We start from the raw sequence: 17,982 nt of genomic DNA on the forward strand, positions 1-17,982 counted from the left end.
CCCGGGGGCGGGCCCGGCCGCCGTGCCCCGCCCGGTCACCCCTTGTTCGCCGCCTGGACCATCTGCTTGAGCTTCGCCGGGGTCATGGAGCGGTCCTCGACGAGGTTCTTGCCGTCGAACAGCACGGTGGGCGTGCCACTGAAGTTGCCGGCCTGGAAGGCGGCGTTGGACTTGTCCACCCACGTGTTGTGCGTGCCGTCCTTCACACAGGACCGGAAGGCCGGGGTGTCGAGGCCGTCGACCTTCTTCGCCAGGTCGATCAGCTTGGCGTCGTCCGCGAAGGCGTCGTCCGTCTCCTGCGGCTGGTTGTCGTAGAGCACGTCGTGGTACGCGAGGAACTTGCCCGCGTCCTGCGCGCAGGCCGCCGCGTTGGCCGCGTGGCGGGAGCCGCTGCCGCGGGTGTTGCCGTCGATGAGGGTGACCAGGTGGTATTCGACCTTGAGCTGTCCGGCGTCGACCAGGTCGTGGATCGTCGAGCGGTAGGTCTTCTCGAAGGCCTGGCAGGCCGGGCAGCGGAAGTCCTCCCAGACCGTGAGGCTCGCCCTGGCCGAGTCCTTGCCGACGGGGATGGCCAGGGCGTCCTTGCCGATCGCGCCCGAGGGCGCCACCGCCGGGCCCGCGGTGGCGCTCTTGTCCTCCTTGCCGGAGTTGGCGGCCAGGACGCCGCCGACGGCCGCGAGGCCCAGCACACAGACCACCGAGGCCCCGATGATCAGCGCGCGGCGGCGCTTGTCGGCGGCCTTCTGCTTCTCGCGCTCGTCCGCCAGCCGCTGCCGGGCGGTGCGCTTTCCCTCACGGTTCTTCTCGCTCACATCCGGCAGAACGAACCGGGGAGGCGCAGCGCGCCTCCCCGGCCCCAGGTCCACCCGTTCGAGTGAGCGGGCGTCGTCGTGTTTACCGCCGGCTACGGCCGGCCCGCTTCACCGCCGGCCCTCGCGGACACCGCGCGCCAGCTCGCCCGCCAGCTCCCGTACGGCCGCGAGCCCCGCCGTCTCGTCCGGGGCGTCCAGCATCCGCTTGACGAACGCCGAGCCGACGATCACACCGTCGGCGAACCCGGCCACCTCGGCGGCCTGGGCGGCGTTCGAGACGCCGAGGCCGACGCAGACGGGCAGGTCGGAGCGGGTGGCGCGGGTCCGCTCCACCAGGTCCTGCGCCTGCGCGCCGACCGACTCGCGGGTGCCGGTGACACCCATCAGCGAGGCCGCGTACACGAACCCGCTGCCTACTGCCGTGATCTCGGCGAGCCGGGCGTCCCGGCTGCTGGGCGCCACCACGAAGACGGTCGCGAGACCGTGCTTCTCGGCGTGCTCCCGCCACAGCGCGGACTCCTGCACCGGCAGGTCGGGCAGGATGCAGCCCGCGCCGCCCGCCTCGGCCAGCTCGGCGGTGAACCGCTCGACGCCGTAGCGGTCGATCGGGTTCCAGTAGGTCATGACGAGGACGGGCTTGCCGGTGGCCGCGTGGGCCTCCCTGACCGTCCGCATCACGTCCGCGATCCTCACACCGCCGCGCAGGGCGATGTCGTCGGCGGTCTGGATGACGGGTCCGTCCAGGACGGGGTCGCTGTGCGGGAGGCCGACCTCGACGACGTCGGCGCCGCCGTCGAAGACCTCCTTGATGGCGGCGATGCCGCCGTCCACGGTCGGGAACCCGGCCGGGAGGTAGGCGATGAGCGCGGCCCGGTCCTCCGCCTTCGCGGCGGCGAGGGCGTCGGTCAGGAGTTGGCCCCTGTGGCTGTTCAACGCTGCGCCGCTCACTTGGCGTCCCCCTCGATCTCCGCGGTGTCGGCGGCGTCGGCGGCCACCTCGGCGTCGGTGTCGTACAGCCCGAAGTACCGGGCGGCGGTGTCCATGTCCTTGTCGCCGCGCCCGGAGAGGTTGACCAGGATCAGCCCGTCCGGGCCCAGCTCCCTGCCGACCTCCAGGGCACCGGCCAGCGCGTGGGCGCTCTCGATGGCCGGGATGATGCCCTCGGTGCGCGACAGCAGGCGCAGCGCCTGCATGGCGGCGTCGTCGGTGACCGCGCGGTACTCGCCGCGGCCGCTGTCCTTGAGGTACGCGTGCTCGGGGCCGATGCCGGGGTAGTCCAGGCCGGCCGAGATCGAGTACGGCTCGGTGATCTGCCCCTCGTCGTCCTGGAGCACGTACGAGCGCGAGCCGTGCAGGATGCCGGGCTCACCGGCGGTGAGGGTGGCCGCGTGCTCGCCGGTCTCGACGCCGTGTCCGGCGGGCTCGCAGCCGATCAGGCGTACGTCCTCGTCCGGGATGAACGCGTGGAACAGACCGATGGCGTTGGAGCCGCCGCCGACGCAGGCCACGGCGGCGTCGGGCAGCCGTCCGGCGCGCTCCAGGAGCTGGCGGCGGGCCTCGACGCCGATCACCCGGTGGAAGTCGCGCACCATCGCCGGGAAGGGGTGCGGACCTGCGACGGTGCCGAACAGGTAGTGGGTGCGGTCGACGTTGGCGACCCAGTCGCGGAACGCCTCGTTGATGGCGTCCTTCAGGGTGCGACTGCCGGACTTGACGGCCACGACCTCGGCGCCGAGCATCCGCATCCGGGCCACGTTCAGGGCCTGGCGGCGGGTGTCGATCTCGCCCATGTAGATGGTGCAGTCGAGCCCGAACAGTGCGCAGGCGGTGGCGGTGGCGACGCCGTGCTGGCCGGCGCCGGTCTCGGCGATGACGCGGGTCTTGCCCATGCGCTTGGTGAGCAGGGCCTGGCCGAGCACGTTGTTGATCTTGTGTGAGCCGGTGTGGTTGAGGTCCTCGCGCTTGAGGAAGACGCGGGCGCCCCCGGCGTGCTCGGCGAACCGGGGCACCTCGGTGAGCGCGCTGGGCCGACCGGTGTAGTCGACCATCAGTTCGTTCAGCTCACGCGCGAACTCGGGGTCCGCCTTCGCCTTGTCGTACTCGACGGCGACCTCGTCCACGGCGGCGACGAGCGCCTCCGGGATGAACTTCCCGCCGAACGCGCCGAAGTACCCTTCGGCGCTCGGGACGTGACCCTCCGGGTCGGGAATGAAGAACTCGCTGGACATGGGGATACCTCGTGGGCGAAGCCCTGGGGTTGTTGTACGGACGGGGATGTACGGGTGGGTGCGCGCGGACGCCCAGCGGCTCGGGCTGCGGTGACTGCGGGGCGAGTGCGGATGCGTCGTGGAGTCTCGCGCCCCTCAGGGGCGCGGGGCTGTCTCGACATGCGGCTCCGCCGCGTGGGCCCGAGCAACCACACTCGCCCCGCAGCCGGGCCACAAGGCCCACCGACCCCGACAAACCGTCGCCTACCGCACGGAACCGCAAACGGTCCCGTCGGCCTCGCTCAGCGCACCGCAGGTGACCGGCGCGCCGCCGGCCATCGCATCCCGTTCACCTGTCCCGGCTCCGCCCCGATGACGTACCGCACCCGTCGCCCGTGCACCCGCCGCGCGGGCGCCCGGCAGCCACGCGGCCGGCATCCGCGGGCGAGGCGGGCATAGGGGTCCCTGGTCGCCGAGGGGTACGAGGAAGTCATCGCGGCCAACCCTACCGGCGTACGGCCGCCCGGGTGACCGCCCATGTCGCCCACCCGGTTCACGTCAGCCGCGCCCGTGCCGCAGCGCGGGGTGCGCGCCGGCGGCGACCAGGTCGGAGACGGCCGTCTTCGGGTCGCGCCCGGTGACGAGGGACTCGCCCACCAGCACCGCGTCGGCGCCCGCGTTGGCGTACGCGATCAGGTCGTGCGGGCCGCGCACACCGGACTCGGCCACCTTGACGATGTGCTCGGGGATCTCGGGGACGACCCGGTCGAACGTGCCCCGGTCGACGCTGAGCGTCTTGAGGTTGCGCGCGTTGACGCCGATCACCTGCGCGCCGGCGTCCACCGCCCGCTCGACCTCGTCCTCGTCGTGCACCTCGACGAGCGGGGTGAGGCCGATGGAGTGGGCGCGCTCGATCAGCGACTCCAGGGCCGGCTGCTCCAGGGCGGCCACGATCAGCAGCACCAGGTCGGCGCCGTACGCCCGGGCCTCCCACAGCTGGTACGACGTGACGACGAAGTCCTTGCGCAGGATCGGGATGTCGACGCGCGCGCGGACCGCCTCGAGGTCGGCGAGCGAGCCGCCGAAGCGGCGCTGTTCGGTGAGGACGGAGATGACGGCCGCGCCGCCCGCCTCGTAGTCGGCGGCCAGTCCGGCGGGGTCGGCGATCGCGGCGAGCGCGCCCTTGGAGGGGCTGGACCGCTTGACCTCGCAGATCACCTTGACGCCGTCGCCGCGCAGCGCGGCGAGCCCGTCCTTGGCCGCGGGAGCCTTCGCCGCGCGCTCCTTGAGCTCGTCGAGGCTGACGCGCGCCTGCCGCTCCGCGAGGTCGGCACGGACTCCGTCGATGATCTCGTCGAGCACACTCACGCGAGCGGCCCCCTTCCTGCCGGTTGATGCTGAGCCGATGGCTCTTGCGATGGTATCCGGAGGAACCCGTGGTCCTCGCATCCGGCCCGGGCCGGTCCCACTACCTGGACGTATCCCCGATGATCAAGGGTGGAGCCGGCCACCGAAGGGCAGGTTCCGGACAACCGTGAAGACCAGCAGCAACGCGCCGCCGGTCCACAGCGGGAGGGGGCCGGGTTCGAGGCGGAGGGGGCGGCCGGTGAGGGCGCGGACCACCCAGACGGTCCACAGCACGGCGAAGCCGAGGAAGCCGGCGACGGCGAAGACGTTGTCGGTGAGGGCGGTGGTGAGATCGCCGTGGGCGAAGGCGTGGGCGCTGCGGAGGCCGCCGCAGCCGGGGCAGTACAGGCCGGTGACGCGGAGGAGGGGGCAGGCGGGGTAGTGGCCGGGCTCGTTGGGGTCGACGGCGGCGACGTAGGCGAAGGCGGCGACGGTTGCCGCGAGGGTCGCGGCGGGGGCCGCCACGGCGCGTGGTTCGACGTTCACCCCGGCATTCTGGCGCGCCCAAGCGTTTTTCGCCCCCGCCGCCCCTACCCTTCCCGTCCTCAAGGGGCTCTGCCCCTTGGACCCCGTTGCGCAGTTCCCCGCGCCCCTATCAAGGGGCGCGGGGAACTGCGCAATCTTTCGGGGGTCCGGGGGCTTGCCCCCGGAGGGACGGGAATGGGTAGGGGCGGCGGGGGCGGGAAAAAGAACCGGGGGGTCGGTCAGCCCTGGACCTGGTGGGCCGGGTGGGTGTGCTTCGGCTGGCCGAGGCCCATCATGCGCATGATCCCGCCGACGACCGCGCCCAGCAGGATGAGCCCGATCCCCGCCCAGAAACCCGCCGGCTGGGCCGCGACCATGAACACCCCCGCCACGCAGAAACCGATGAAGGCGATGATGACACCGGTCCAGGCGGCCGGGGTGTGACCGTGGCTGCTGCCCGCCATGACTTGCTCCTCGTTGCTGTGTACGTAGGTGAGCCGGACGCTCTGCGGTCATTCTCCCGCACCGGCGCCCGCGCCGTGAGCGCGGGGGTCACCCGCCCGGCGGCTCCCCTACGCGCCGGTCGGGTCCTCGCCCCGGTCCAGCGCCTTCCACAGGTCCTCGGGACGGTCCGGGTCGACCGGGCGGGCCCGGCGCGGCCGGGGCGTGCCGTCGCGTTCGTAGCGGCCGGACATCGCCGGCCACAGCCGGCCGTAGCGCAGCGCGAGCAGCCCGGCGAGCAGCAGCAGGGCACCGCCGAGGGCCGCGATGTACGGCCAGGCCGTATGGGTGAGCGCCGCGGCGGTGGCGGAGGCGTCGCCGGAGGTCTGGGCGGCCTGCTCGTCCAGCGCCGAGCTGTCGCCGGCCCCGAGCAGGGCCGCGGCGATCGTGCCGGCGCCGGAGAGCGCGAGCAGCGCGGAGACCAGGTAGCGGCCGGTCCGGCGGACGGCGAAGACGGCGACGAGCGCGGCGAGTCCGACCACGGCGAGGGCCGCGGGGACGCCGGTGACGTCGCTGCCCTTGACGTGCAGCGGGAAGTTGCCGCCGGGCACCGCGACGGTGCCGGAGGACCAGCCCTGCCGGGTGGAGAGCAGGGCCACGGCGGCGCCGAGCGCCCCGCTCAGCAGGGCGGTGGCGAGGCTGCGGCGTCCGGACCGGGCGGGCGCGGACTCCTCGGCGGAGGGGTGAGGTAGGGCAGTCACGTACTCCACTATCACCCGAACACCGGGCGAACGGTCACCCGGGGTTCGGGTCGGGTTCCGTGTCCTCGGTCACCGTGTCCGTGTTGTCCTCGGTGTTGTCCCCGGTCACCGTGCTCCCGTGGCGGCTCCTTCCAGGCGGTTCGCCGTGTGGACCGCGCGGAGTACCGCCGCGGCCTTGTTGCGGCACTCGGTGTCCTCGGCGAGCGGGTCCGAGTCCGCGACGATTCCGGCGCCGGCCTGCACGTACGCCGTGCCGTCCCGCAGCAGCGCCGTACGGATCGCGATGGCCGTGTCGGAGTCGCCCGCGAAGTCCAGGTAGCCGACGCAGCCGCCGTACAGGCCGCGCCGGGACGGTTCGAGTTCGTCGATGATCTGCAGGGCGCGGGGCTTGGGCGCGCCGGAGAGGGTGCCCGCGGGGAAGCAGGCGGTCAGCACGTCGAACGCGGTGCGGCCGGCGGCGACGCGACCGGTGACCGTGGACACGATGTGCATGACGTGCGAGTACCGCTCGACGGACATGAAGTCGACCACCTCGACCGAGCCGGGCTCACAGACCCTGCCCAGGTCGTTGCGGCCGAGGTCGACGAGCATGAGGTGCTCGGCGCGCTCCTTGGGGTCGGCGAGCAGTTCGTCGGCGAGTGCCTGGTCCTCCTGCGGGCTCGCCCCGCGCGGCCGGGTGCCGGCGATGGGGTGGACCATGGCGTGTCCGTCCTCCACCTTGACCAGCGCCTCGGGGGACGAGCCGACGACGTCGAAGGCCTCGCCGTCCGCGCAGGGGAAGCGGAACAGATACATGTACGGCGACGGGTTGGTCGCCCGCAGCACCCGGTAGACGTCCAGCGCGCTCGCCGTGCACGGTGTCTCGAACCGCTGCGAGGGGACGACCTGGAAGGCCTCCCCGGCCCGGATGCGCTCCTTGATGTCCTCGACGGCCTTCCGGAAGTCGGGTCCGCCCCACCGCGCGGTGTACTCGGGCAGTTCGGAGGGCGGGAGCGCGGCGGGCGGCTGTGCGACCGGCCGGGCCAGGTCCGCCTCCATCGCGTCCAGCCGGGCCACGGCGTCGGCGTAGGCCTCGTCGACGCCGGTGTCCAGGTCGTTGTGGTTGATCGCGTTGGCGATGAGCAGGACCGTGCCGTCCCAGTGGTCGAGGACGGCGAGGTCGGAGGTGAGCAGCATGGTCAGCTCGGGGAGCCCCAGGTCGTCCCGCTCGCCGGGGCCGACCTTCTCCAGACGGCGCACGATGTCGTAGCCCAGGTAGCCGACCATGCCGCCGGTGAAGGGCGGGAGCCCCAGGTCGTGGGCGAGGTCCCGGGGGGTGTGCAGGGCCTCGACGGTGGCGCGCAGCGCGGCGAGCGGGTCGCCGTCGGCCGGGACGCCGACGGGCGGGGTGCCCAGCCAGTGGGTGCGGCCCTCGCGTTCGGTCAGCGCGGCCTGGCTGCGGACGCCGACGAAGGAGTAGCGGGACCAGGTGAACGCCGCGCGGCCGTTCTCCGCGGACTCCAGCAGGAAGGTGCCGGGGCGTTCGGCGGCGAGCTTGCGGTAGAGCGCGACCGGGGTGTCGCCGTCGGCGAGGAGCTTGCGGCTGACGGGGATGACGCGGCGGTCGGTGGCCAGCTTGCGGAACGTCTCGAGGTCCATGGCGGTCGACCCTACTGAGCGGGGGTGGTGGGCAGGAGGACGTCCGCGTCGAAGCAGGTGCGGGCGCCGGTGTGGCAGGCGGCGCCGACCTGGTCGACCTTGACCAGCACGGTGTCGGCGTCGCAGTCCAGGGCGACGGACTTGACGTGCTGGACGTGGCCGGAGGTGTCGCCCTTGACCCAGTACTCCTGGCGGCTGCGGGACCAGTAGGTGCAGCGGCCGGTGGTGAGGGTGCGGTGGAGGGCCTCGTCGTCCATCCAGCCGAGCATGAGGACTTCGCCGGTGTCGTGTTGCTGGGCGATGGCGGGGAGGAGGCCGTCGGGAGTCCGCTTGAGGCGGGCGGCGAGGTCGGGGGGCAGGGGGCTGTCGGCGGGTGGCGGTGCGGGCGTGCGGCTGGTCATGCGTGTCATTGTGCCGCGCGGGGAGTTGTGGATCTTCCGGTTGTCCACAGGGCGGACCCTGTAGTCGTACTTTTTGGCGGGTGCGGGTGGGGCACTGCCGGCCGCGCCGCCTGTGGCGGAACCGCGCGCGGTACCGTCCCGCGCCCCTTGCGGGGGCGCCGGTCGTAAGCTGAGCGTATGTCGACCCATGCGAAGCGTGAACGACTTCTTCTGGCGGATCTGTTGGAGGCGTCGGGGCCCCATGCGGACACCCTGTGCGAGGGGTGGCGGACACGGGATCTGGCGGCGCACATCGTCCTGCGGGAGCGGCGGCCGGACGCGGCCGGGGGGATCGTGATCAAGCAGCTGGCCCCGCGCCTCGACCGGGTGATGGACGAGTTCCGGGCCAAGCCGTACGAGGAGCTGATCCAGCTCATCCGTACCGGTCCGCCCCGGTTCTCGCCCTTCTCGCTGAAGCAGATCGACGAGGCGTCCAACACCGTCGAGTTCTACGTGCACACCGAGGACGTGCGCCGGGCGCAGCCCGACTGGACGCCCCGTGAGCTGGACGCGGTCTTCCAGGACACCCTGTGGTCGCGACTGGAGCGGATGGCCCGGATGCTGGGCCGCGGCGCCCCGACCGGCCTGGTGCTGCGGCGGCCGGACGGCCAGACGGCCGTCGCCCACCGCGGCACACCGGTGGTCACCGTCACCGGGGAGCCCTCGGAGCTGCTGCTGTTCGCGCACGGCCGGCAGGGCGCGGCCCGGGTGGAGCTGGACGGCGACGTGGACGCGGTCGCCAAGGCGCGGGGCACCAAGCGGCTCGGGAACTGACAGGGCCCCGGGGCGGGCGGGCCTACCGTACGGGGTGGCCCGCCTCCCGCAGTTCCCGCTTGACCTCGCCGATGCGCAGATCGCCGAAGTGGAACACGGAGGCCGCGAGCACCGCGTCCGCGCCGGCCTCCACGGCCGGCGGGAAGTGCGGCAGGGCGCCGGCGCCGCCGGAGGCGATCACCGGGACCGTGACGTGTTTGCGCACGGCCCGGATCATCTCCAGGTCGTAGCCGTCCTTGGTGCCGTCCGCGTCCATCGAGTTGAGCAGGATCTCCCCGGCGCCGAGGTCGGCGGCCCGGTGGGCCCACTCGACGGCGTCGATGCCGGTGCCGCGGCGGCCGCCGTGGGTGGTGACCTCGAAGGAGCCGGTCTCCGTGCGGCGGGCGTCGACGGAGAGGACCAGGACCTGGCGGCCGAACCGTTCGGCGATCTCGCGGATCAGTTCGGGGCGGGCGATCGCCGCCGTGTTGACGCCGACCTTGTCCGCGCCCGCCCGCAGCAGCTTGTCCACGTCCTCGGGCGTACGTACGCCGCCGCCCACGGTGAGCGGGATGAAGACCTGCTCGGCGGTGCGGCGGACGACGTCGTAGGTGGTCTCGCGGTCGCCGGAGGAGGCGGTGATGTCCAGGAACGTCAGCTCGTCGGCGCCCTCGGCGTCGTACACCTTGGCCATCTCGACGGGGTCGCCCGCGTCCCGCAGGTTCTGGAAGTTGACGCCCTTGACGACCCGGCCGTTGTCCACGTCCAGGCAGGGGATGACTCGGACCGCCAGGGTCATGAATCCACGGCTCCTCTGAATGCTTCCAGTTCGACTTCGACCAGCACGCGCGAGTCGAAGAATCCGTCCACGACGAGCAGGCTGGCGACCGGCCGCACCGCGTCGAAGAGTTCCTTGTGCGCCCGGCCCACCTCGTCCACGTCCCGCGGATGGGTGAGGTAGACGCGGGTGCGGACCACCGACTCGGGGCCGAGCCCGAACTCGGCGATCGCCTCCAGGGCGCCGGCGAAGGCCGCCCTGGCCTGCTCGTAGGGGTCGCCCTCGCCCTGCAGGACGCCGTCCCGGAAGGCCGTGGTGCCGCCCACCAGGACACGGTCGCCCGCCGCGACGGCGCGTGCGAAACCGAAGGACTCTTCCCAGGTGCTTCCGCTCTGCACGCGCCGTACGGCGTCGGACGTCATGACGACACAACCTCCAGGGCCTCTTCCAACGTGAACGCCTTCGCGTACAGGGCCTTCCCGACGATGGCGCCCTCGACACCGAGCGGGACGAGGGAGGTCAGGGCGCGCAGGTCGTCCAGGGAGGAGACGCCGCCGGAGGCCACCACCGGGCGGTCGGTGGCGGCGCAGACGTCTCTGAGCAGTTGCAGGTTGGGGCCCTGGAGGGTGCCGTCCTTGGCGATGTCGGTGACGACGTAGCGGGCGCAGCCCTCCTTGTCGAGGCGGGCCAGCGTCTCGTAGAGGTCGCCGCCGTCGCGGGTCCAGCCGCGGCCGCGCAGGGTGGTGCCGCGCACGTCGAGGCCGACGGCGATCCTGTCGCCGTGCTCGGCGATGACCTTGGCGACCCATTCGGGGGTCTCCAGGGCGGCGGTGCCGAGGTTGACGCGGGTGCAGCCGGTGGCGAGGGCGGCGGCGAGGGTGTCGTCGTCGCGGATGCCGCCGGACAGCTCGACCTTGATGTCCATGGCCCCCGCGACCTCGGCGATCAGCGCGCGGTTGTCGCCGGTGCCGAACGCGGCGTCCAGGTCGACCAGGTGCAGCCACTCGGCGCCGGAGCGCTGCCAGGCAAGGGCGGCCTCCAGGGGGGAGCCGTAGGAGGTCTCGGTGCCGGACTCGCCGTGGACCAGGCGGACGGCCTGGCCGTCGCGGACGTCGACGGCGGGGAGGAGTTCGAGCGTGGCCATGGTGTCTACAGGGTTCCGATCCAGTTGGTGAGGAGCTGGGCGCCGGCGTCGCCGGACTTCTCGGGGTGGAACTGGGTGGCCCACAGGGCGCCGTTCTCGACGGCGGCGACGAACCGCTCGCCGTGCGTGGACCAGGTGACCTTCGGGGCGCGCAGGGCCGGGTTCGCGGTCTTGAGGGTCCAGTCGTGGACGGCGTAGGAGTGCACGAAGTAGAAGCGCGCGTCGGCGTCGAGCCCGGCGAAGAGCTGCGAGCCGGCCGGTGCCTCGACGGTGTTCCAGCCCATGTGGGGGACGACGTCGGCCTTGAGGGGTTCGACGGAGCCGGGCCACTCGTCCATGCCCTCGGTTTCGACACCGTGTTCGATGCCGCGGGCGAAGAGGATCTGCATGCCGACGCAGATGCCCATGACCGGGCGGCCGCCGGCCAGCCGGCGGCCGATGATCCAGTCGCCGCGGGCCTCCTGGAGCCCCTTCATACAGGCCGCGAAGGCGCCCACGCCGGGCACGAGCAGGCCGTCGGCGTTCATGGCCCGGTCGTAGTCACGGGTGATCTCGACGTCCGCGCCGGCCCGCGCGAGGGCGCGCTCGGCGGAGCGGACGTTGCCGAAGCCGTAGTCGAAGACGACGACCTTCCGGGTGCTCGGACTGGTCAATTCCACACCTCCAGTCGCATGACGCCCGCGACGAGGCACATGGCCGCGCCGACGGAGAGCAGCACGATGAGGCTCGTGGGCATCTTCTGCCGGACGAAGGAGACGATCCCGCCCGCCAGGAAGAGCCCCAGCACGATGAGCGCCGTCGACCCCCCGTTCACAGCGCGCCCTTGGTGGAGGGGAGGATGCCGGCCGCGCGCGGGTCCCGCTCGGAGGCGTAGCGCAGGGCGCGGGCGAGCGCCTTGAACTGGCATTCGACGATGTGGTGCGCGTTGCGCCCGTAGGGCACGTGCACGTGCAGCGCGATCTGCGCCTGGGCGACGAAGGACTCCAGGATGTGCCGGGTCATCGTGGTGTCGTACGAGCCGATCATCGGCGCCATGGTCTCCGGCTCGGTGTGCACCAGGTAGGGGCGGCCGGAGAGGTCGACGGTGACCTGGGCGAGGGACTCGTCCAGCGGGACCGTGCAGTTGCCGAAGCGGTAGATGCCCACCTTGTCGCCGAGGGCCTGCTTGAAGGCGGCGCCGAGCGCGAGGGCGGTGTCCTCGATGGTGTGGTGGGAGTCGATGTGCAGGTCGCCCTCGGTCTTCACGGTGAGGTCGAACAGACCGTGCCGGCCGAGCTGGTCGAGCATGTGGTCGTAGAAGCCGACGCCCGTCGACACGTCGACCTTGCCGGTGCCGTCGAGGTCGATCTCGACGACGACCGAGGTCTCCTTGGTGGTGCGCTCCACGCGCCCGACGCGGCTCATGCGCTCCGCTCCTGTCCTTGGTCCTTGAGGTCCGTCGCGGTGGCCTTCTCGTGGTCCGCCCCGAGGTCCTTCCTGAGTGCGCGTGTGGCTGACGCCATCACTTCGTTCACCGCTTCGAGGAACGCGTCGTTCTCCGCCGGGGTTCCCGCGGTCACCCGCAGCCACCCCGGTACGCCGTTGTCCCGGACCAGGACGCCCCGGTCGAGGATCTTCCGCCATGCCTCGTGGGAGTCGGCGAACCGCCCGAACTGGACGAAGTTGGCGTCGGACGCCGTCACCTCGTAGCCGATTCCGCGCAGTTCAGCGACCAGCCGGTCCCGTTCGGTCTTCAGCTGTTCGACGTAGCCGAGCAGCGTGTCGGAGAACTCCAGCGCGGCCAGCGCGGTCGCCTGGTTGACGGCCGAGAGGTGGTACGGCAGCCGGACGAGCTGGACGGCGTCGACGACGGCCGGGTGCGCGGCGAGGTAGCCGAGGCGCAGTCCCGCCGCGCCGAACGCCTTCGACATCGTGCGGGAGACGACGAGATGCGGCCGTCCCTCCAGCAGCGGCAGCAGCGAGTCGCCGTGGCTGAACTCGATGTACGCCTCGTCGACGACGACCAGGGAGGGCTTCGCCGCCTGGGCGGCCTCGAACAGGGCGAGGACGGTGGCGGGCGGGACCGCGGTGCCGGTGGGGTTGTTGGGGCTGGTGATGAAGACGACGTCGGGGCGGTGCTCGGCGATGGCCCGCTCGGCGGCGCGCACGTCGATGGTGAAGTCGTCGTTGCGGGGGCCGGAGATCCAGCCGGTGCCGGTGCCGCGCGCGATGAGCGAGTGCATCGAGTACGACGGCTCGAAGCCGATCGCGGTGCGCCCGGGCCCGCCGAAGGTCTGCAGCAGCTGCTGGAGGACCTCGTTGGAGCCGTTGGCGGCCCACACGTTCTCCGGGCCGACGGGGTGGCCGCCGGTCTTCGTCAGATACTCGGCGAGCCGGGTGCGCAGCTCGACCGCGTCCCGGTCCGGGTAGCGGTTGAGGGTGCGGGCGGCCTCGCGCACCCGTTCGGCGATCCGCTCGACGAGCGGTTCGGGCAGCGGGTACGGGTTCTCGTTGGTGTTCAGCCGCACGGGGACGTCGAGCTGCGGTGCGCCGTAGGGGGACTTGCCGCGCAGTTCGTCCCGTACGGGGAGGTCGTCGATGCCGAACGTGCTCACTTGCTTCCGGGTACCTTCCAGTCGAACCTCGCCTTGACCGCCGCGCCGTGCGCCGGCAGGTCCTCCGCCTCCGCGAGCGTCACCACATGGTGGGCGACCTCGGCGAGCGCGTCGCGCGTGTAGTCGACGACGTGGATGCCGCGCAGGAAGGACTGGACGGAGAGCCCCGAGGAGTGGCAGGCGCAGCCGCCGGTCGGGAGGACGTGGTTGGAGCCGGCCGCGTAGTCGCCGAGCGAGACCGGGGCCCAGGGGCCGACGAAGATCGCGCCGGCGTTGCGCACGCGGTCGGCGACGGCCGCGGCGTCGGCGGTCTGGATCTCCAGGTGCTCGGCGCCGTACGCGTCGACCACGCGCAGGCCCTCCTCGACGCCGTCGACCAGGACGATCGCGGACTGGCGGCCCGTGAGGGCGGGCACGATGCGGTCCTCGACGTGCTTGGTGGCGGCGACCTGCGGCTGGAGTTCGCGCTCGACCGCGTCGGCCAGCTCCGGGGAGTCGGTGACGAGGACGGCGGCGGCCAGCGGGTCGTGCTCGGCCTGGCTGATCAGGTCGGAGGCGACGTGCACCGGGTCGGCCGTGGCGTCGGCGAGGATCGCGATCTCGGTCGGGCCCGCCTCGGCGTCGATGCCGATGCGGCCGGTGAAGAAGCGCTTGGCGGCGGCGACCCAGATGTTGCCGGGGCCGGTCACCATGTTCGCGGGCGGGCAGGACTCGGTGCCGTAGGCGAACATCGCGACGGCGGTGGCGCCGCCCGCGGCGTACACCTCGTCGACGCCGAGCAGGGCGCAGGCGGCGAGGATCGTCGGGTGCGGCAGGCCGTCATACTCGGCCTGGGCCGGGGAGGCGAGCGCGATCGACTCGACGCCGGCCTCCTGGGCGGGCACCACGTTCATCACCACGGAGGACGGGTAGACCGAGCGGCCGCCGGGCGCGTACAGCCCGACGCGGTCGACCGGGACCCACTTCTCGGTGACCGTGCCGCCGGGGACGACCTTGGTGGTGTGCGTGGTGCGGCGCTGCGCGCGGTGGACCATGCGGGCGCGGCGGATGGACTCCTCCAGGGCCGCGCGAACCTGCGGGTCGAGCCGCTCCAGCGCCTCTTTCAGGGCCTCGGCGGGTACGCGGACGGATTCCAGCCGGACGCCGTCGAACTTCTCGGCGAAGTCGATCAGCGCCGCGTCGCCCCGATGATGCACGGCCTCGCAGATCGGGCGCACCTTCTCCAGGGCGGCCGCGACGTCGAAGTCGGCTCGGGGCAGCAGGTCGCGCAGGGCGGGTCCCTCGGGAAGGGCGTCGCCGCGCAGATCGATTCGGGAGATCACACGGTCAATTCTCTCAGACCGGCAACGGTGGCCGTCCGTCCGTATCAGTGGCTGATACGTCACGCACGGCTCGCACACGTGGCCGATACGCCACGCATGGACGGGCGGGCGGCGAAGTCGTCGTCACTTTGAGTGTTCAACACCTGACTCAGCGGGCATCACCCGTTGTACCAACCCGCGAGTAGCGCCACCTGTGGGGCAGGAAGGAGGCACCGTGACGGGGAGGACGGGCGCGCCGTGACCGAGAGTGACGGCCTGCGCGCCACGACGACCGATGTTCCCGATGTTCCCGACGGACTGACCACCGTCGAGGCCGGCATGTGGCAGGCGTTCCGTGCCGGCACCGTCTACGACCTGCGCAGCGGCGACGCGCGCGTGGACGATCCACACGGCGGCGCCCCCTGGGGCCCCGAGCGCACGGTCCGCGCCCGCGTGGTGTGCTGGCTGCTGCTCGACGGCCCGCCCGCGCTGGCCGGCCGGGTCGCCTCGCTGAAGCTGACCGGGGTGCGGATCACCGACCCGCTCGATCTGGCGGGCGGCACCGTCGATCCGTACGTCGAGATCAAGGGCTGCCGCTTCGAGCAGGAGGTACGGCTGCCGGAGGCCCGGTTCACCACCGTGCGGCTGCTGGACTGCGCGATGCCCCGGCTGGAGGCGGCCCGGGTGCACACCGAGGGCGATCTGCATCTGCCGCGCTGCCGGGTCCCCGGCGGCATCCGGCTCACCGACGCGCACATAGGCACCGATCTGCTGCTCAACCAGGCGGCCGTGGGCCGGGACCGCACCGGCCGGGCGATCGTCGCGGACGGCATCTCGGTCGGCCAGGACCTCCAGGCCGAGATGCTCCACACGGAGGGCGAGCTGAGCCTGCGCAGCGCCCAGGTCGGCGTGTCGCTGAGCCTGCGGGGCGCCCGGCTGGCCAGTACGGCCACACGGCACGCCCTGAACGCGCCCCAGCTCACCGTCGAACGCACGCTCTACCTGAGCCCCGCCGGACTCGGCAACCCGGTGCTGACCAGCGGCACCACCCCGGCCCGCGGCACGCTCGTACAGCGTTTCGAGGCGCTGGGCGGAATCCGCCTCGACGACGGGCGGTTCGGGGACTCCGTGGACCTGGAGGGCGCCCGGTTCCGCTTCCGGGACGACCAGGAGCTGTCGCTGCGCCGGGTGCAGATGCCCGAGCTGCGCTTCCTCGGGGAGCGGCCGGAGCGCGGCCGGGTGGTGCTGTCGGGCGCCCGGATCGGCAACCTCGTCGACCGTACGACGAGCTGGCCCGGCCCCGGCCGGCTGCACATGGGCGGCTTCACCTACGAGAACCTGGTGCCGCAGGACGCCTTCCCGCTCCAGCGGCGCGTGGAATGGGTCACCGCGGCGACCGCCGAGTACGACCCGGAACCCTACGAACGGCTCGCGGCCGTGCTGCGCGGCTCCGGGGAGGACGAGGACGCCCGCGAGGTGCTGCTCGCCAAGCAGCGCCGCCGTCGGGAGACCCTGCCGCTCGCCGCGAAGCTGTGGGGGTACGCGCAGGACTGGACGGTGGCCTACGGGTACCGGCCGGGGCGGGCCGCGGTGTGGATGGCGGTGCTGTGGGCGGCCGCGTCGCTGGCGTTCGCGGGGAACGACCCGCCGCCGGTCGATCCGCAGAAGCATCCGCACTGGAACGCCTCGCTGTTCGCGCTCGACCTGCTGCTGCCGGTGATCGACCTCGGGCAGGCCGACCAGTGGCGGCTCGCCGGCGGCTGGCAGTGGCTGGCCACGGCGCTGATCCTGCTGGGCTGGGTCCTGGCGACGACGGTGGCCGCGGGTGTGACGCGGGCGCTGCGGCGGAGCTGAGGGAAGTCCCTCGACGGACCGGGGCGCACGGGGCATGCGTACACCCGTGCGACAGATGAGGGTTGCTCACCTTTTACCGCGCCTTGACCCTCCCCCGTACAACCAATTTCCGTTTCGTCCGCACCTCTGGCGCGTGCGCGACCTGGTGTTTTCAATGGTCGACACCATGACCCGCTTGCGCGCCCTGCTCCGTACCGCTCGGCCGTCCCGGAACGCTCCGCGACCCGCCGCCGGGCCCGTCCCCGACGGTCTCTCGCGGGCGGGTGGTCGTGTTCCAGGCGGCCCCGGTTCGGACGGCCCCGGTCCCGGCGATTTTGGTCCGGACGGTCTCGGTCCGGACGGTCTCCTCCCGGGCGGTCTCGTTCCGGATGACGAGGTGCTGCTCGACGCGCCCGACGACCGCCTCTCCCCCGCGCTCGTCGCGGCCGGCCGCGGCGAGTACGGGCCGGCGGCCGCGCTGCTGGCCGCCACCCGCGAGGCCGCCGCGTGGGAGGACCGCGACGGCTACGTCCGGCGGCTCGCGCTGTTCGCGCGCTCGCGCGGCGAGTGGTTCGACGACTGGTGCGCCGCCGACCCGGACTCCCCGGACGCGGCGCTGGTCGGGGCCCAGCTCGCGGTGGACCGCGGCTGGGTCTCCCCGGCCCGCGCCGAACTGCTGCGCCGGGCGAGTCCGCTGGTCACGGCGGTCGCCGAGAGCGGCGGGGGCGACCCGGTGCCCTGGCGGATCGCCCTGGACCACGCCCGGGGCGTCCGTGCGGGACACACCGAGTTCGAGCGGTTGTGGGTGGAGGCCGTGCGCCGCTCCCCGCACCACTACGGGTGCCATGTGGCCGCCCTGCGGTACCTCGCGAGCGCGTGCGACGCCCGGGGCGGCTCCGGCCCGGCGTGCCACCGCGAGTGCTTCGACTTCGCCGAGCGGGCCGCGCAGGACGCGCTCCCGGGGTCGCTGGTGCAGGCGCTGCCCGTCCGGGCGGCCCACGCCTACCTCGCCGCACGGGGCGGCGCGGCCGTCTCGCGGTCCCGGCTGGACGCGGCGGCGGACCGGGCCGTCGCGCTCTCCGCCGGGTACGCGCCGGCCGACCCCTGGCCCGCCGAGGTGCGCAACCTCCTCGCGCACGTGCTGGTCCGCCTGTACCGCTGGGACGACGCGCTGGAGCAGCTGCGCCTGATCGGCCCGTACGCCATCTCGTTCCCCTGGGAACGGGACGGCGACGACCCGCTCGCCCGGTTCCTGCGGGTACGGGACGGCGTCCGGCTCCGGGCGGCGCACGGCCGCGCGCCGCACGCGGGCGGTCCGCGCCCCGCGCGCCCACCCGGCGCCTCCGATCCGTACCCGCCGGGTGACCGCACCGGCCGTTCCCGGCCGTAGGACCATTAGGCTGTCCCG

21 protein-coding genes are annotated in these 17,982 nt (G+C 73.0%); 3 read left to right on the top strand and 18 right to left on the bottom strand.

Going from position 1 to position 17,982, the window contains the following annotated elements:
* Positions 1–35: 35 nt before the first annotated feature.
* From OIE12_RS08310 to hisI, 10 genes are all read right to left on the bottom strand, one after another.
* Positions 36–812 carry a thioredoxin domain-containing protein gene (locus OIE12_RS08310; protein ID WP_329133295.1) on the bottom strand — a complete coding sequence of 259 codons (777 nt, stop codon included), beginning with the start codon at positions 810–812 and terminating at the stop codon, positions 36–38.
* A 108-nt stretch (positions 813–920) separates the two neighbouring features.
* A complete protein-coding gene (gene trpA / locus OIE12_RS08315) occupies positions 921–1,760 on the bottom strand; it encodes a tryptophan synthase subunit alpha (RefSeq protein ID WP_329133297.1) in 840 nt (279 codons plus the stop codon).
* Positions 1,757–3,040 (bottom strand): tryptophan synthase subunit beta, encoded by a 1,284-nt coding sequence (trpB, locus tag OIE12_RS08320; protein ID WP_329133299.1) that lies wholly within the window; start codon positions 3,038–3,040, stop codon positions 1,757–1,759. The genes trpA and trpB overlap by 4 nt, the downstream gene beginning before the upstream one ends.
* A 281-nt stretch (positions 3,041–3,321) precedes the next feature.
* Complete coding sequence (gene trpM / locus OIE12_RS08325) at positions 3,322–3,513, bottom strand: tryptophan biosynthesis modulator TrpM (protein ID WP_329133301.1); 192 nt, start codon at positions 3,511–3,513, stop codon at positions 3,322–3,324.
* A gap of 64 nt (positions 3,514–3,577) precedes the next feature.
* Positions 3,578–4,387: an indole-3-glycerol phosphate synthase TrpC gene (trpC, locus tag OIE12_RS08330; RefSeq protein ID WP_329133302.1), complete on the bottom strand. Its 810-nt coding sequence runs from the start codon at positions 4,385–4,387 to the stop codon at positions 3,578–3,580.
* Positions 4,388–4,510: 123 nt separating this feature from the next.
* Positions 4,511–4,912 (bottom strand): DUF2752 domain-containing protein, encoded by a 402-nt coding sequence (locus tag OIE12_RS08335; RefSeq protein ID WP_329133304.1) that lies wholly within the window; start codon positions 4,910–4,912, stop codon positions 4,511–4,513.
* A gap of 218 nt (positions 4,913–5,130) precedes the next feature.
* Complete coding sequence (locus OIE12_RS08340; protein WP_030380280.1) at positions 5,131–5,355, bottom strand: HGxxPAAW family protein; 225 nt, start codon at positions 5,353–5,355, stop codon at positions 5,131–5,133.
* 108 nt (positions 5,356–5,463) lie between these two features.
* Complete coding sequence (locus OIE12_RS08345; RefSeq protein ID WP_329133308.1) at positions 5,464–6,102, bottom strand: TIGR02234 family membrane protein; 639 nt, start codon at positions 6,100–6,102, stop codon at positions 5,464–5,466.
* A gap of 96 nt (positions 6,103–6,198) precedes the next feature.
* Positions 6,199–7,731 (bottom strand): anthranilate synthase component I, encoded by a 1,533-nt coding sequence (locus OIE12_RS08350; RefSeq protein ID WP_329133310.1) that lies wholly within the window; start codon positions 7,729–7,731, stop codon positions 6,199–6,201.
* Between the two features lie 11 nt (positions 7,732–7,742).
* The gene (gene hisI / locus OIE12_RS08355; protein ID WP_030380283.1) at positions 7,743–8,132 is read right to left on the bottom strand and encodes a phosphoribosyl-AMP cyclohydrolase; all 390 of its coding nucleotides are present in this window, start codon (positions 8,130–8,132) and stop codon (positions 7,743–7,745) included.
* A gap of 177 nt (positions 8,133–8,309) precedes the next feature.
* On the opposite strand from hisI, the gene OIE12_RS08360 reads away from it, so the two are divergent.
* Complete coding sequence (locus tag OIE12_RS08360) at positions 8,310–8,945, top strand: TIGR03085 family metal-binding protein (RefSeq protein WP_329133314.1); 636 nt, start codon at positions 8,310–8,312, stop codon at positions 8,943–8,945.
* Between the two features lie 22 nt (positions 8,946–8,967).
* On the opposite strand, the gene hisF is transcribed toward OIE12_RS08360, so the two are convergent.
* The 8 genes from hisF to hisD are packed head-to-tail and all read right to left on the bottom strand — an operon-like array spanning position 8,968 to position 14,762.
* Positions 8,968–9,723, bottom strand: coding sequence for an imidazole glycerol phosphate synthase subunit HisF (gene hisF / locus OIE12_RS08365; RefSeq protein WP_030380285.1), 756 nt, complete (start codon positions 9,721–9,723; stop codon positions 8,968–8,970).
* Positions 9,720–10,124, bottom strand: coding sequence for a RidA family protein (locus OIE12_RS08370; RefSeq protein ID WP_329133317.1), 405 nt, complete (start codon positions 10,122–10,124; stop codon positions 9,720–9,722). Before OIE12_RS08370 ends, hisF begins: the two co-directional genes overlap by 4 nt.
* On the bottom strand, positions 10,121–10,846 hold the full coding sequence (gene priA, locus OIE12_RS08375) for a bifunctional 1-(5-phosphoribosyl)-5-((5-phosphoribosylamino)methylideneamino)imidazole-4-carboxamide isomerase/phosphoribosylanthranilate isomerase PriA (RefSeq protein WP_329133319.1): 726 nt from the start codon (positions 10,844–10,846) through the stop codon (positions 10,121–10,123). The genes OIE12_RS08370 and priA overlap by 4 nt, the downstream gene beginning before the upstream one ends.
* A 5-nt stretch (positions 10,847–10,851) precedes the next feature.
* The gene (hisH, locus tag OIE12_RS08380; RefSeq protein WP_443053777.1) at positions 10,852–11,499 is read right to left on the bottom strand and encodes an imidazole glycerol phosphate synthase subunit HisH; all 648 of its coding nucleotides are present in this window, start codon (positions 11,497–11,499) and stop codon (positions 10,852–10,854) included.
* Positions 11,496–11,660: a hypothetical protein gene (locus tag OIE12_RS08385; RefSeq protein WP_329133323.1), complete on the bottom strand. Its 165-nt coding sequence runs from the start codon at positions 11,658–11,660 to the stop codon at positions 11,496–11,498. The genes hisH and OIE12_RS08385 overlap by 4 nt, the downstream gene beginning before the upstream one ends.
* Entirely contained in the window at positions 11,657–12,250 is a 594-nt protein-coding gene (gene hisB, locus OIE12_RS08390) for an imidazoleglycerol-phosphate dehydratase HisB (protein ID WP_030380290.1), read from the bottom strand. The genes OIE12_RS08385 and hisB overlap by 4 nt, the downstream gene beginning before the upstream one ends.
* Positions 12,247–13,440 (bottom strand): histidinol-phosphate transaminase, encoded by a 1,194-nt coding sequence (locus OIE12_RS08395; protein WP_329133325.1) that lies wholly within the window; start codon positions 13,438–13,440, stop codon positions 12,247–12,249. The genes hisB and OIE12_RS08395 overlap by 4 nt, the downstream gene beginning before the upstream one ends.
* On the bottom strand, positions 13,437–14,762 hold the full coding sequence (gene hisD / locus OIE12_RS08400) for a histidinol dehydrogenase (protein WP_329133327.1): 1,326 nt from the start codon (positions 14,760–14,762) through the stop codon (positions 13,437–13,439). The genes OIE12_RS08395 and hisD overlap by 4 nt, the downstream gene beginning before the upstream one ends.
* 237 nt (positions 14,763–14,999) lie before the next feature.
* Between hisD and OIE12_RS08405 the strand changes: the two genes are divergently transcribed.
* Complete coding sequence (locus tag OIE12_RS08405; protein ID WP_443053778.1) at positions 15,000–16,595, top strand: oxidoreductase; 1,596 nt, start codon at positions 15,000–15,002, stop codon at positions 16,593–16,595.
* Positions 16,596–16,749: 154 nt separating this feature from the next.
* Positions 16,750–17,964: a hypothetical protein gene (locus OIE12_RS08410; protein WP_329133330.1), complete on the top strand. Its 1,215-nt coding sequence runs from the start codon at positions 16,750–16,752 to the stop codon at positions 17,962–17,964.
* The last annotated feature ends 18 nt before the right edge of the window (positions 17,965–17,982 follow it).

The organism is Streptomyces sp. NBC_00670 (genome assembly GCF_036226765.1).
Taxonomy (GTDB): domain Bacteria; phylum Actinomycetota; class Actinomycetes; order Streptomycetales; family Streptomycetaceae; genus Streptomyces.

Bases quoted from the DNA above. Each gene is read 5' to 3' on its own strand.
- trpB (WP_329133299.1), bottom strand. From the start codon at position 3,040: ATGTCCAGCGAGTTCTTCATTCCCGACCCGGAGGGTCACGTCCCGAGC.
- trpM (WP_329133301.1), bottom strand. From the start codon at position 3,513: ATGACTTCCTCGTACCCCTCGGCGACCAGGGACCCCTATGCCCGCCTC.
- OIE12_RS08340 (WP_030380280.1), bottom strand. From the start codon at position 5,355: ATGGCGGGCAGCAGCCACGGTCACACCCCGGCCGCCTGGACCGGTGTC.
- OIE12_RS08350 (WP_329133310.1), bottom strand. From the start codon at position 7,731: ATGGACCTCGAGACGTTCCGCAAGCTGGCCACCGACCGCCGCGTCATC.
- hisI (WP_030380283.1), bottom strand. From the start codon at position 8,132: ATGACCAGCCGCACGCCCGCACCGCCACCCGCCGACAGCCCCCTGCCC.
- OIE12_RS08360 (WP_329133314.1), top strand. From the start codon at position 8,310: ATGTCGACCCATGCGAAGCGTGAACGACTTCTTCTGGCGGATCTGTTG.
- hisF (WP_030380285.1), bottom strand. From the start codon at position 9,723: ATGACCCTGGCGGTCCGAGTCATCCCCTGCCTGGACGTGGACAACGGC.
- OIE12_RS08370 (WP_329133317.1), bottom strand. From the start codon at position 10,124: ATGACGTCCGACGCCGTACGGCGCGTGCAGAGCGGAAGCACCTGGGAA.
- priA (WP_329133319.1), bottom strand. From the start codon at position 10,846: ATGGCCACGCTCGAACTCCTCCCCGCCGTCGACGTCCGCGACGGCCAG.
- hisB (WP_030380290.1), bottom strand. From the start codon at position 12,250: ATGAGCCGCGTCGGGCGCGTGGAGCGCACCACCAAGGAGACCTCGGTC.
- OIE12_RS08410 (WP_329133330.1), top strand. From the start codon at position 16,750: ATGGTCGACACCATGACCCGCTTGCGCGCCCTGCTCCGTACCGCTCGG.